This window comes from Streptococcus himalayensis, from assembly GCF_001708305.1.
Lineage (GTDB): Bacteria > Bacillota > Bacilli > Lactobacillales > Streptococcaceae > Streptococcus > Streptococcus himalayensis.
The window spans coordinates 750,995-764,550 of record NZ_CP016953.1; the positions used below are offsets into that span (position 1 = coordinate 750,995).

Sequence of the window (13,556 nt, forward strand, 5' to 3'; positions counted from 1 at the left end):
TATGATATTTTCCACGCCTCTAGTATACTGTTATCAGAAAACAGAACTGGAGGCTATTTTGATGTCACAACCTATTGTTCCCTTGAAAACACCACAATCTCGTCGATTTCCTCATAAATCCAGAAATGATCTGGTAATGAAAATGCGTATTGGAAAAGTTGAACTAAGCTTGTTCCAATCTCTTCATCAAGAAACACTTGAAACTATTTTAGATAAGGTACTTACTTATGAGCATCCAACTCAGTGATTTAGGGCAGGTCTATCTGGTTTGTGGCAAAACCGATATGAGACAGGGGATTGATTCGCTGGCTTATCTGGTAAAAAGTCAGTTCAACCTTGATCCCTTTTCTGGTCAAGTTTTTCTCTTCTGTGGCGGCCGCAAAGACCGGTTCAAAGCTCTTTACTGGGATGGACAAGGTTTCTGGTTGCTTTACAAGCGATTTGAAAATGGCAAACTCACTTGGCCTAATGATGAACATGAGGTAAAAGCCCTAACTTCCGAGCAAGTAGACTGGCTGATGAAGGGATTTTCGATAAGTCCTAAAATAAAATCTACAAAAAGTCGTGATTTCTATTGAAATCATGGCTTTTCTTTCGGTATAATAAAGAAAAATGGAGGGTGAGACTATGAAAGAGCTATTAGCCATTATTAAACAACAAGCAGCTGTTAACCAACAACTCACAAATGAACTTGCTCTCCTTCGTGAACAAGTAGCTTATCTGACACAAAAGCTTTATGGCAAGTCATCAGAGAAGGTTGTGTATCAACCTGGTCAGCTCAGCTTATTCGGTGAGGAAAGCCTACCTGAAGAAGAATCTGACTTGCCCAGTTGAAACTGAGACTATTACCTATAGACACAAGAAGGCTAAAGGCGTTCGTCAGGCTGTTTTCAGTCAGTTTACTCCAGAGATGGTTCATCATGAACTAAAAGGCGAAGACTGCACTTGTCCAGACTGTCACGGTCAGTTGACAGAGATTGGCTCAACCGTCCAACGGCAAGAATTGGTCTTCATCCCTGCACAATTGAAGCGGATTGACCATGTCCAACATGCCTATAAATGTCAAGCATGTAGCCAGAAGAATCTTAACGATAAGATTATCAAAGCTCCTGTTCCTAAGGCTCCTTTGGCACATAGCCTAGGGTCAGCCTCCATTATTGCCCACACCATTCACCAGAAATTCAATCTCAAGGTCCCCAACTACCGCCAAGAAGAGGATTGGAACAAGCTTGGCTTGCCAATCACACGGAAGGAAATCGCCAACTGGCACATCAAGTCTAGTCAGTATTATTTCGAGCCGATTTATGACCTTCTGCACGAGAAATTACTAGAACAACCTGTTCTCCATGCGGATGAGACTTCTTACAGGGTCTTAGAAAGTGATAGCCAGTTGACCTTCTACTGGACCTTCTTATCTGGCAAGCATGAAGAACAGGGCATCACTCTTTATCATCACGATAAAGGGCGGAGTGGCTTGGTTGTGAAGGAGTTTCTTAGAGACTATAATGGCTATGTCCATTGTGACATGTGGTCTGCCTATAGGCAGTTAGAACGAGCTCAGCTAGTTGGTTGTTGGGCTCATGTCAGAAGATCTTCTTCGAGGCGACGCCTAAAAAGGCAGACAGGACTTCCTTGGGTGCTAAGGGATTAGCCTATTGCGACCGCTTATTTGCTTTGGAGAATGACTGGGTTGACCTCTCTACTGAAGAGCGACTACATAAACGCCAGGCAGAGTTAGCCCCTTTGATGGACGAGTTCTTCAACTGGTGCCGCAATCAATCTATTTTACCTGGATCAAAACTTGGTCGTGCGATAGAATATAGCCTTAAATATGAAGAACTATTCAAGGCAGTTCTTCAAGATAGCCGCTTGGTTCTATCCAATAATGTAGCAGAACGCGCTATTAAGTCCTTGGTCATGGGTAGGAGTGAAAGAGTCCAGTGGACTCTTTCAGCCTGAGCTTAAAAATACAAAAGTGAAGGTGGTTGTTTTCCCAAAGTTTTGAGGGAGCTAAAGCAACTGCCATTATCCTGAGTTTACTGGAGACAGCTAAGAGGCATGGTCTTGATTCAGAGAAATACATCACTTATCTTCTGGAACATCTTCCAAACGAGGATTCACTCGAAAAAAAGGAGGTTCTAGAGGCTTATTTACCGTGGACTGAACGAATTCAGAACAACTGCAAATAGAAGAAGTTCCAGAGTCAAGCAAGACTTTGGAACTTTTTCAATATACCTCGTTATGGAGCGGTTACTTAGAATCAAGAAAACTATTCTTGATAAAGAAATTACTGGATATATTTTTAAGTAAATTTTCTATTCCCAAATAGCTAAGAACTGGCAGAGCCATCTCCTTTAAACCATATTTTTTCGACGAATAGTTTTCTAGAAATTCTAAATAATTAATGAGTTGCTCTTTATTGATGCCTTGACCTTCTAAATTTTTCTTTAAAATCCAAATGACCTTGTCAACTTCGAACATAGATGCAGTATTTTTATTGATTACAACCCCATTTCCCCTTTTTTTATACCATTTATTGTATTCTCTATCAATAATTTGAAAAGTAACAGAATCACCATATTTTTTAGTAGCATTCTGTTTTAATTTGAAATATCTTAATACTATACAAAAAGCCAATATTGTTGAAATTACTTGGATCATTTTCCCTCCTTGTAGTCATTCTATAAATTTATTTAATCCCATCATAATATCCGGTAATTTGACACCATTCTCCAAAAGCAAAACAGTCTTCTCTATAGATATATCAGCAATCTTTATGAAGCAATTTTTTAAGTTCAAAAGGTTCGTTTTATAGAATATTTTTTCTTCCGTCATATCTAGCTTTTGAACTGTGATAATCTTTTTAGCTTTTTTAGTAAACATCTGCTGGTTTTAAATTAATATGTGATATGCATAGTAGACTCCTCCTTAAAGCTATTATATCATTTTTAACTATGTTTGCATAGTTATATAGATAAAAATTATATAGGTGCTTTTGGACTAATCTGCAAGTTATAGCATACAGACGGACAACTGTCAAAACTGTTTAATTCTTTCGATAAATATTTCTTTCTCAATTTTTGAGAGCATTTCATATCTCCGTATTTATTTTTCATTAGCAATATACTGGAAGATTGTGAATTACGGTAGTTCCTCCTATTGTGGGATAGTTATTGATGATTTAGTTAAAATATTTTAAAAATACAATACTAAAATACATTGTTTTTGATGGAACGGATATAATTTTATATTATTTTTCACTTTCAGTCCTACTTATCTTTTTATGTGAAGTTTTAATTATCAAATATCGACTTTGATTGTTATTAAAAGATTGCTTATTTCATTATTGACAAAAACTAATTTTTGTCAATAATGAGAATGTCTCCTGTCTTTATTATGAACAAAATTCCCAATTTATTAATAATATTTCATATCCAAGATAGGAAAATTCTAATCCTGTATTTATTTCGTTGAATGTTTGTTGTCGCATGACATTTAAAAATCAAAAAACTCATCAACAATAATGTGTTTGGAAGGACGTTTAACAATTTTTGATAGATATCCAACATGTTCTAATTCTTCGATGCTTCTTTTTATACTTCGTTGTGAAAATTCGGAATGCTTTAGGAGGTCTAAAATATCATTATCGGTTAGATTATTTTCTGTATCTGGCATAAATAGCTGGGATTGGAGGAGGAGATATATGATATGTTTTTGCACTTCTGTGAGTGATAGATTCGACAATTTATCATGATAATACTCTAATAGTTCTATCTTTTGAGCTAATGTAGCAATAATTTCATGCTGTCCTTTGGTAATATATTTTAAGAGTGTATAGACAAAGGAAGTACCATCAGCTCTATTTAGTATATTTCCGGTATCTGAAAAAGCTTTGTAATAGCTTGATTTTGCTTCGTTTATTTTTTTAGAAATAATAAGTCCTGAAAATGGGTCTAATTTTCTAGAAAGGTAGTTTGCCAGGATATAGCGTCCAATTCGTCCATTTCCATCATAGAAGGGATGAATATTTTCAAAAAAATAATGTCCAAGTGTCGCCTTAATAAGAAAAGGTACGTTTTCGTCATTGATAAAATCAATCCAGCTTTGCAACATTTCTATTATTTTATCTTCTTTGCCAGGAGGGATATGTTCAATTTTCCCACTTTGATTATTGACAATAGATACGGTGTCTTTTCGGAACAATTTTCCATCTATTTCGTCCTCTCTATCAATTTCACCGTGAGTTAGTTTGTCATAGATTTCACGAATTTCTTCGATAGAAGCAATATGTAAGAAATCACCATTTAGAATATCTAAATACATTCTGACAGTGGAGACATACTTAGCGTTTTTCTTTTTATGTAGTGCTTCTATTGCTAACGCTATATCTTTCCTGGTTGTATGAATTCCCTCTATTTGGTTGGTAGAGATAATAGCAGTGTATAGGTGCTCTTGATAAAATTGTTTATGGGCTACTTCTGGTAATTTTGTTGCTAAATCTGAGATTTTTGTGGAATTTAAGATAATATTTTGCATCATCATAAGAATGTCTAGAAGAGGCATGACAAACAATGGATATTGATTTGACGCAAAACTCTCTTTCTTCATCAAATAAGGAAACATACTTGTTTTTATTGTTCCGATACTGTTTAACCGTTTAAAATATTCTTCCTCATAGCTGGAATAATCTTGATAATAAATACTTTTTAAGTTTTTATAATTCATTGCAAAATATCCTTTTTGGTAATAATTAAAAGACTTTTTTGTTTCATTATTGACAAAAACTGAGTTTTGTCAATAATGAAAATGTCTTCTATCTCTATTATGAACAAAATTCTCCATTTGTCAATAATGAGAGGTCAAAAGAGAGCAAGAAGCGTCTGGGATAGGATATTCTCTGCTGAAGAGCCTGCGACTGAAACCATCGTCACCGAGCCAGCTCCAGAAAGTGGAGGTTTTGTTTCTTCAGAAACGACAGAATAAGGAAGGTTAGCAGGATGGCTTGTACAGAACTCCACTGATACTAGGAATGTTGGATCGATGGAGGATTAAAAAGCTATTTGATAATGGATGTAGGGCCTGAAAATTGTTAAACTATGATAAATACAGAAAGAGTACTTAGTTCGACTAAGTGCTTTTTTACTCGAGAAATAAAGAAAAACAAAATAGTTTCAAGAATTACTAATTAGTGATAAAATAATTTTAACAAAAGAAAAGGAGTGATAATATGGTTAAATTAGGTATTTCTACGTTTGGAGAGACAACTCCGCTTGAAAAGACAGGGCAGGCAGTGAGCCATGCAGAACGGATATGGAACTTGGTAGAGGAGATTGAATTGGCAGACCAGGTTGGACTGGATGTTTATGCGATTGGGGAGCACCATCGAGAGGATTTTGCAGTTTCTGCACCGGAAATTGTATTGGCTGCAGGGGCGGTGAACACCAAGCAGATTCGTTTGTCTAGTGCTGTAACGGTCCTGTCATCGATTGACCCAGTTCGAGTTTATCAGCAGTATGCGACGATTGATGCCTTGTCCAATGGTCGTGCAGAAATCATGGCAGGACGTGGTTCTTTTGTTGAATCCTTTCCTTTGTTTGGTTATGACTTGAACGACTACGAAGAACTATTTGATGAAAAGTTGGACATGCTTCTTGCGATTAAAAATGATACTCTGCTCAATTGGACGGGGCGGCATACGCAAAGTGTGGCGAATCGACCAGTCTATCCAAGGGCTATTCAAAAAGATTTCCCGATTAAAATTGCAACAGGAGGAAATCCAGTATCAACGCAGAAAATTGCAGAATTGGGTTTGCCGATTGTTTACGCAATTATCGGAGGAAATCCTCGTTATTTTAAACCTTTAGTTGAGATGTACCGAAAGATCGGTCGGCTGAAAGGACATGATAGGACCAAAATGACCGTTGAGGCTCATTCATGGGGATGGATTGCAGAAGATAAGGATAAGGCAGAGCGGGACTATTTTTACCCTACCAAGCAGTTGGTAGATGCGATTAGTAAGGATCGGCCTTTTTGGAAACCATTGACCTATGATGCTTACTTGAAGAGTGTCGGTGAGGATGGTGCGATGTTCGTCGGCGATCCTGATACGGTGGCTAATAAAATCATTCGAGTGGTAGAGGAGTTAGGACTGGATAGTTTTATGCTCCATCTTCCAGTGGGGTCTATGCCGCATGAGGATACCTTGAAAGCTATTCGACTGTATGGCGAACAAGTCGCACCGAAGGTTCGTTCCTATTTTGCAGGTCAGAAATAATAGCTATTTTCAACAAAATAATCAACAAAGCTAGTTGACACAGAGTGCTGTTTATGGTATGATGATAGACGGTACTTTTTACTTTTGGTCTCTCAAAAGTGTACAGAGACGTGCTGACAAATAGTTGCAAAGTACACACGGATAGGGGCTGTCACCAAGCGCTCTATCATCCAAAAATAAAAAAATACAGGAGAATGTAGATGCCTACAATTAACCAATTGGTTCGCAAACCGCGTAAATCAAAAGTAGAAAAATCTAAATCACCAGCATTGAACGTTGGTTACAATAGTCTTAAACGTGTTCCTACTCGTGAAAACTCACCACAAAAACGTGGTGTTGCAACTCGTGTTGGAACAATGACACCTAAAAAACCAAACTCAGCCCTTCGTAAATTTGCCCGTGTGCGTTTGAGCAACTTGATCGAAGTAACTGCTTATATCCCAGGTATCGGACACAACTTACAAGAGCACAGTGTTGTGCTTCTTCGTGGTGGACGTGTAAAAGACCTTCCAGGGGTACGTTACCATATCGTTCGTGGTGCACTTGATACAGCAGGTGTAAATGATCGTAAACAAGGCCGTTCTAAATACGGTACAAAACGTCCAAAAGGGTAAGAAAGGGGATAAAGATAAATGAGTCGTAAAAACCAAGCGCCTAAGCGCGAAGTATTGCCAGATCCGCTTTACAATTCAAAATTAGTAACACGCTTGATTAACCGCGTTATGCTTGACGGAAAACGTGGTACAGCAGCGTCTATCGTTTACGGAGCTTTTGAGCAAATCAAAGAAGCTACTGGAAATGATGCACTTGAAGTATTTGAAACAGCAATGGAAAACATCATGCCTGTACTTGAAGTACGTGCCCGCCGTGTTGGTGGATCTAACTACCAAGTCCCAGTTGAGGTTCGTCCAGAACGTCGTACAACTCTTGGACTTCGTTGGTTGGTAACAATCGCTCGCAACCGTGGTGAGCATACGATGATTGACCGCCTTGCAAAAGAAATCATGGATGCAGCAAACAACACAGGTGCAGCTGTTAAGAAACGTGAAGATACTCACCGTATGGCAGAAGCAAACCGTGCATTTGCACACTTCCGTTGGTAATCTAAGATGTGAGGACGTTAAGAAAGTTCAAGGAAAAATAGAAAATCTTTGCAGAACGCTTGAGCGTTCAAGAAGATTTGTCTTTTTTCCAAAACTTTTAGTCCGAACTCAATTACATTGAGATACAGAGATGTAGGAAACAATGAAAAATAGGAAAACTAACAACGAAGCTTCAGCTTCTAGGAAGTTTTGTCCCTACTAAAGGGAGCCACATCTGTAATTAGCTAAAGCTAAAACAGTTGCGTCTCTTTTGGGCAGACATTTGTAGCCTGAGTTCAATTAAATAAGAACAGTATCTTTTTACCACTTTACAAAAAAGCATTTGAGAACGGGTAGGTCCTGCCTATCCGTTCTTTTCTAAAATATGCTATAATAAGATGTAACTAAATTTAACTAAAATAGGAGAACATAATGGCACGCGAATTTTCACTAGAAAAAACTCGTAATATTGGTATCATGGCCCACGTCGATGCCGGTAAAACAACAACAACAGAGCGTATTCTTTACTACACTGGTAAAATCCACAAAATCGGTGAAACACACGAAGGTGCGTCACAAATGGACTGGATGGAGCAAGAACAAGAACGTGGGATCACGATCACCTCTGCTGCGACAACTGCACAATGGAACAACCACCGCGTAAATATCATCGACACACCAGGACACGTGGACTTCACTATCGAAGTACAACGTTCTCTTCGTGTATTGGATGGTGCGGTAACCGTTCTTGACTCACAATCAGGGGTTGAGCCACAAACTGAAACAGTTTGGCGTCAAGCAACTGAGTACGGAGTTCCTCGTATCGTATTCGCCAACAAAATGGATAAAATCGGTGCTGACTTCCTTTACTCAGTAGGTACACTTCATGACCGTTTGCAAGCAAATGCTCATCCAATCCAATTGCCAATCGGTGCAGAAGATGATTTCCGTGGAATTATTGACTTGATCAAGATGAAAGCCGAAATCTATACAAATGACCTTGGTACAGACATTCTTGAAGAAGATATTCCAGCTGAATACCTTGACCAAGCACAAGAATACCGTGAAAAATTGGTGGAAGCAGTTGCGGAAACTGATGAAGATTTGATGATGAAATACCTTGAAGGTGAAGAAATCACAAACGAAGAATTGAAAGCAGCAATCCGTAAAGCGACTATCAACGTTGAATTCTTCCCAGTGTTGTGTGGTTCTGCCTTTAAGAACAAAGGTGTTCAATTGATGCTTGATGCAGTTATTGACTACCTTCCAAGTCCAGTTGATATCCCAGCCATCAAAGGGATCAACCCAGATACAGATGCTGAAGAAGAGCGTCCAGCTTCAGATGATGAGCCATTTGCAGCCCTTGCCTTCAAGATTATGACTGACCCATTCGTAGGTCGTTTGACTTTCTTCCGTGTGTACTCAGGTGTCCTTAACTCAGGTTCATACGTAATGAATACTTCTAAAGGCAAACGTGAACGTATCGGACGTATCCTTCAAATGCATGCTAACAGCCGTCAAGAAATTGAAACAGTTTACTCTGGAGATATCGCTGCTGCCGTTGGGTTGAAAGATACAACAACTGGTGACTCATTGACTGATGAGAAAGCAAAAGTTATCCTTGAGTCAATCAACGTTCCAGAACCAGTTATCCAATTGATGGTTGAGCCAAAATCAAAAGCAGACCAAGACAAGATGGGTGTTGCCCTTTCTAAATTGGCTGAAGAAGATCCAACATTCCGCGTTGAAACAAACGTTGAAACTGGTGAAACAGTTATCTCAGGTATGGGTGAGCTTCACTTGGATGTCCTTGTTGACCGTATGCGTCGTGAATTTAAGGTTGAAGCAAACGTAGGTGCGCCTCAAGTATCTTACCGTGAAACATTCCGTGCTTCAACTCAAGCTCGTGGATTCTTCAAACGTCAATCAGGTGGTAAAGGTCAATTCGGTGATGTTTGGATTGAATTTACGCCAAATGAAGAAGGAAAAGGATTCGAGTTTGAAAATGCGATCGTCGGTGGTGTGGTTCCACGTGAATTCATCCCAGCGGTTGAAAAAGGTTTGGTGGAATCAATGGCAAACGGTGTTCTTGCTGGATACCCAATCGTTGACGTGAAAGCAAAACTTTACGATGGTTCATACCACGATGTCGACTCATCTGAAACAGCCTTTAAAGTTGCAGCCTCTCTTGCCCTTAAAGAAGCAGCGAAAACAGCACAACCTGCTATCCTTGAGCCAATGATGCTTGTAACGATCACAGTTCCAGAAGAAAACCTTGGAGATGTTATGGGGCACGTAACAGCTCGTCGTGGACGTGTAGATGGTATGGAAGCACACGGAAACAGCCAAATCGTGCGTGCTTATGTACCACTTGCTGAAATGTTCGGTTATGCAACAGTTCTTCGTTCTGCTTCTCAAGGACGCGGTACCTTCATGATGGTATTTGACCACTATGAAGATGTTCCTAAGTCTGTACAAGAAGAAATTATTAAAAAACACAACGGTGAAGCTTAATCCCTTCCCGTAGCACCTGCCTAATGGCGGGTGCTTTTTGTCAGTTCATTGATTTGGGGGACGAGAAATATGGCGGGTTGCTGCTTTAGAAATACTCATACCCAATGAAAATCAAAATTAGCATCTTGATATTTTCTTAGATGGTTTGGATGTAAACTATCTGTGTTCTATGATTATTCATCTTATTTACTGGAAAAGTATCCTGTTTAACTCATTTAGTTCTCTACATTTTTAACCTAAAATAAATATGTTTGAATAAAATGGCTATTTTTGAAATGAGTATAAAACTACTGAGACAATTTATGTTTAGGATAAAAAATCGCAACAATTTTTCAAAAAAATAAAACTTTTTACGAATAGATAGGTAGGAAGAAATTTGTCAACAAATATGCTTTAAGAAAATGGCTACTGGTGGATTTTCCCTAAAAGGTATGCTATAATATAATTTAGAAATATTTTGATGAAATCATTAGGAGATTTATAGATGCGTAAAAAAATGTATAAAGTCAAGAAAAGATGGGTAGTTGCTTCGATTGCCATTGCGGGTATTTTAGGGCATTCCAATATGGCAGCGGCTGATACAGATAGTATCAATACCCAACCTATGACAGATGCTAATGCTACAGAGGTGAAAGCAATGGATGCATCATCTAGGATTCCAGATGAGGTATTATCTCTAGACGAGGAGGCTACTTTTGAAGCTGTTTCAGCATCGACAGCTGCAATCTCAGAAAGCAAGCCTGCAGTATCAGCGCCAGCACCTGTTACAGAAACTAGACCAGCGCCATCAGTAGTAGGTCAGCCGATTCCAGATGAACTTGTATCTACCTCGAAGCCCTCAGAAACGAAGCCAGTTGACCACCAGCCGTCAAATCCTGTAAGTCAACCAGTTGTTTCAACTCCAGTGGCTAAGCCAGTGTCTACTACTCCAGCAGAAAAACCAGTAGAAGCTAAGCCGACATCTCCAGCTCAAACCTTGTTGCCATCATCAGGTAGCTACACTTTCAAAAAGCGTACAGGTGTAAAAAACGAAGCTAAATTAAGCAGTCCAGACTTGGCTACCTATGAGATGGGTCAGCGTGTGAATTATGACCGTACTGTGACTTCCGAAGGCTATCAATGGTTGAGCTACATTTCATACAGTGGCGTTCGTCGCTATGTACCAGCCTTGAAATTACAAGAAATGGCTAAGCCGGTGGCAAGTCAGCCGGTATCTACCGCGAAACCAACGGCAACAAAACCAGCTGACCACCAGCCGACTACTCCCGTAGCTCAGCCAGTCGTTTCAACTCCAGCGGCTAAGCCAGTATCTACTAGCCCAGTTGTAAAACCAGCAGATACTAAACCAGCACTTCCAAGTCAAACCTTGTTGCCATCATCAGGTAGCTACACATTCAAAGAACGTACAGGAGTTAAAAACGAAGCTAAATTAAGCAGTCCAGACTTGGCTACCTACGAGGTGGGTCAGCGTGTGAATTATGACCGTACTGTAACTTCTGAAGGTTACCAATGGTTGAGCTATATTTCATACAGCGGAACTCGCCGTTATGTACCAGCCTTGAAATTGCAAGAAATGGTCAAGCCAGTAGAGGCTAAACCAGTGTCAAGTCAGACTGCTGCAAGTAAACCGGTATCCACCGCGAAACCAACGGCAACAAAACCAGCTGACAAACAGCCGACCACTCCTGTAGCTCAGCCAGTCGTTTCAACTCCAGCGGTTAAACCAGTGGCAAGTCAGCCTGCTGCAAGTAAACCGGTGTCCACCGCGAAACCGTCAGAAACGAAGCCAGCTGACAAACAGCCGACCACTCCTGTAACTCAGCCAGTCGTTTCAACTCCAGCAGTGAAGCCAGTGTCTGCTACTCCAGCAGAAAAACCAGTAGAGACTAAGCCGACCACTCCTGTAGCTCAACCAGTTGTTTCAACTCCAGCGGCTAAGCCTGTATCAACTACTCCAGCAGTAAAACCAGCAGATACTAAGCCAGTCTCTTCAAGTCAAACCTTGTTGCCATCATCAGGTAGCTACACTTTCAAAGAACGTACAGGTGTAAAAAACGAAGCGAAATTAAGCAGTCCAGACTTGGCTACCTATGAGGTGGGTCAGCGTGTGAATTATGACCGTACTGTGACTTCTGAAGGCTACCAATGGTTGAGCTACATTTCATACAGCGGAACTCGCCGTTATATACCAGCCTTGAAATTGCAAGAAATGGCTACGCCGTCAGAAGCACAGCCAATCTCTAAACCAGTGTCAAATCAGCCAGCTCCAAGTCAGCCGGTACCTACCACGAAACCGTCAGAAACGAAGCCAGCTGTAAAACCAGCAGATACTAAGCCAGTCTCTTCAAGTCAAACCTTGTTGCCATCATCAGGTAGCTACACTTTCAAAGAACGTACAGGAGTTAAAAACGAAGCGAAATTAAGCAGTCCAGACTTGACTACCTATGAGGTGGGTCAGCGTGTAAATTATGACCGTACTGTGACTTCTGAAGGTTACCAATGGTTGAGCTACATTTCATACAGCGGAGCTCGCCGTTATGTGCCAGCCTTGAAATTGCAGGAAGCGGCTAAGCCGTCAGAATCCCAGCCAGTTTCTAAGCCTGCGACTGTGGCAAAACCTGCGGAAAGTAAGCCAGTAGCTACTACTCCGTATTATTCTCAACGTGATGGTCGTTGGGCAGGTCGGGTTTATGGCATTGGAAATATGGATCAATTAGGTTGTGTTCCAACTGCTCTTGCCATGGTCTTTTCTAGTGTAACTGGGAAAGCAGTCTTGCCGACTGAAGTGGCAGACTATCTGTATCATCAAACAAATGAATTTAATAAGGTCAATTATGGAACGACTAGTCGCGGAATTATTAAGGCAGCAGAGAATTGGAATGTAACCGCAAACGCTCTTCATTCAACTGGTATGATTGCGAATGCTTTAGCTGCTGGTCACCATGTACTGGGAGCGGTTGGAACTAGTGTTTTTGCTAGTTATCCAATAACCCATGAACTCGTTTTCCAAGGTTATTCTAATGGTAAAACTTATGTCAGAGATCCTTATAATGCAAGAAATAATGGCTGGTATTCTTTAGATTATCTCTTTACCCATAGAAGTTTCGATCCGATTGACAATACAGAAGGAACGCCGTTCTTTGTGATTAAGAAGTAGGAAACTAGTCTAATCGAAACCCTATTTGAAAAAGGTGAAGTTCTTTCGCATTCGGATCGGATAGAAATATAAATAAAAAGGTTCTATAATTTTATGGTGGGGAGTTCCTGCTAATAAGATTATAGAACCTTTTTTGAGTACGGCAGATACTCTCTCAGTAAACGGAATGAACAGTAATGAAAAAATAGGTAGTTTATGTCTGAGCTATCTAAGAAAGTCGCAAAATTGTTAACTTTGATTTTTATTGAGTATTAGAAAAAGTTCATTCTGTTGGTCATTTTCTTAATGTTTACCCATGGGTTTTTACCCAGTACTTTTTCAGGAAAGGTCTTTTTGAGAAATAAAATGGGATTTTAAGGTCTGTACATGAGCTTTTGCATTTTTAAATAAGAGAAGTTGTACAATAGGTTTAGACGATTTTAACGAATAGACATTAGGTGAATGATGTAAACGCTTTAATTCTTGTAAATGACTTGATAATTTAGCTCTAAAGCGTTATCATAGGAGTGAAGAACAAAATGGAGGAAAG

At 39.7% G+C, this 13,556-nt stretch carries 10 protein-coding genes and 1 pseudogene; 9 read left to right on the forward strand and 2 right to left on the reverse strand.

What is annotated here, in order from left to right; genetic code table 11:
• The first annotated feature begins 61 nt into the window (after window positions 1–61).
• The 4 genes and pseudogenes from BFM96_RS03645 (at window position 62) to tnpC (ending at window position 2,189) form a co-directional block, all read left to right on the forward strand.
• Window positions 62–247, forward strand: coding sequence for a hypothetical protein (locus tag BFM96_RS03645; RefSeq protein ID WP_068990457.1), 186 nt, complete (start codon window positions 62–64; stop codon window positions 245–247).
• On the forward strand, window positions 228–578 hold the full coding sequence (tnpB, locus tag BFM96_RS03650; protein ID WP_068990460.1) for an IS66 family insertion sequence element accessory protein TnpB: 351 nt from the start codon (window positions 228–230) through the stop codon (window positions 576–578). Before BFM96_RS03645 ends, tnpB begins: the two co-directional genes overlap by 20 nt.
• Window positions 579–627: 49 nt before the next feature.
• A complete protein-coding gene (locus BFM96_RS03655; protein WP_068990463.1) occupies window positions 628–834 on the forward strand; it encodes an IS66 family transposase in 207 nt (68 codons plus the stop codon).
• Window positions 737–2,189, forward strand: a pseudogene (gene tnpC / locus BFM96_RS10800) (IS66 family transposase). The gene BFM96_RS03655 and the pseudogene tnpC overlap by 98 nt, the downstream one beginning before the upstream one ends.
• Window positions 2,190–2,250: 61 nt before the next feature.
• Here the strand turns inward: tnpC and BFM96_RS03670 are convergent.
• Complete coding sequence (locus BFM96_RS03670) at window positions 2,251–2,661, reverse strand: hypothetical protein (protein ID WP_068990465.1); 411 nt, start codon at window positions 2,659–2,661, stop codon at window positions 2,251–2,253.
• Between the two features lie 834 nt (window positions 2,662–3,495).
• Window positions 3,496–4,725: a Fic family protein gene (locus BFM96_RS03680; RefSeq protein ID WP_068990471.1), complete on the reverse strand. Its 1,230-nt coding sequence runs from the start codon at window positions 4,723–4,725 to the stop codon at window positions 3,496–3,498.
• A gap of 502 nt (window positions 4,726–5,227) precedes the next feature.
• Between BFM96_RS03680 and BFM96_RS03685 the strand changes: the two genes are divergently transcribed.
• The 5 genes from BFM96_RS03685 to BFM96_RS03705 all read left to right on the forward strand — a co-directional run bounded on the left by BFM96_RS03685 (window position 5,228) and on the right by BFM96_RS03705 (window position 13,027).
• Window positions 5,228–6,274, forward strand: coding sequence for an LLM class flavin-dependent oxidoreductase (locus tag BFM96_RS03685; RefSeq protein WP_068990474.1), 1,047 nt, complete (start codon window positions 5,228–5,230; stop codon window positions 6,272–6,274).
• A 200-nt stretch (window positions 6,275–6,474) separates the two neighbouring features.
• Window positions 6,475–6,888 (forward strand): 30S ribosomal protein S12, encoded by a 414-nt coding sequence (gene rpsL, locus BFM96_RS03690; RefSeq protein WP_068990477.1) that lies wholly within the window; start codon window positions 6,475–6,477, stop codon window positions 6,886–6,888.
• Between the two features lie 18 nt (window positions 6,889–6,906).
• A complete protein-coding gene (rpsG, locus tag BFM96_RS03695) occupies window positions 6,907–7,377 on the forward strand; it encodes a 30S ribosomal protein S7 (protein ID WP_068990480.1) in 471 nt (156 codons plus the stop codon).
• Window positions 7,378–7,788: 411 nt separating this feature from the next.
• Complete coding sequence (gene fusA, locus BFM96_RS03700) at window positions 7,789–9,870, forward strand: elongation factor G (protein ID WP_068990483.1); 2,082 nt, start codon at window positions 7,789–7,791, stop codon at window positions 9,868–9,870.
• Between the two features lie 484 nt (window positions 9,871–10,354).
• Window positions 10,355–13,027: an SH3 domain-containing protein gene (locus tag BFM96_RS03705; RefSeq protein WP_068990486.1), complete on the forward strand. Its 2,673-nt coding sequence runs from the start codon at window positions 10,355–10,357 to the stop codon at window positions 13,025–13,027.
• Window positions 13,028–13,556: the final 529 nt, after the last annotated feature.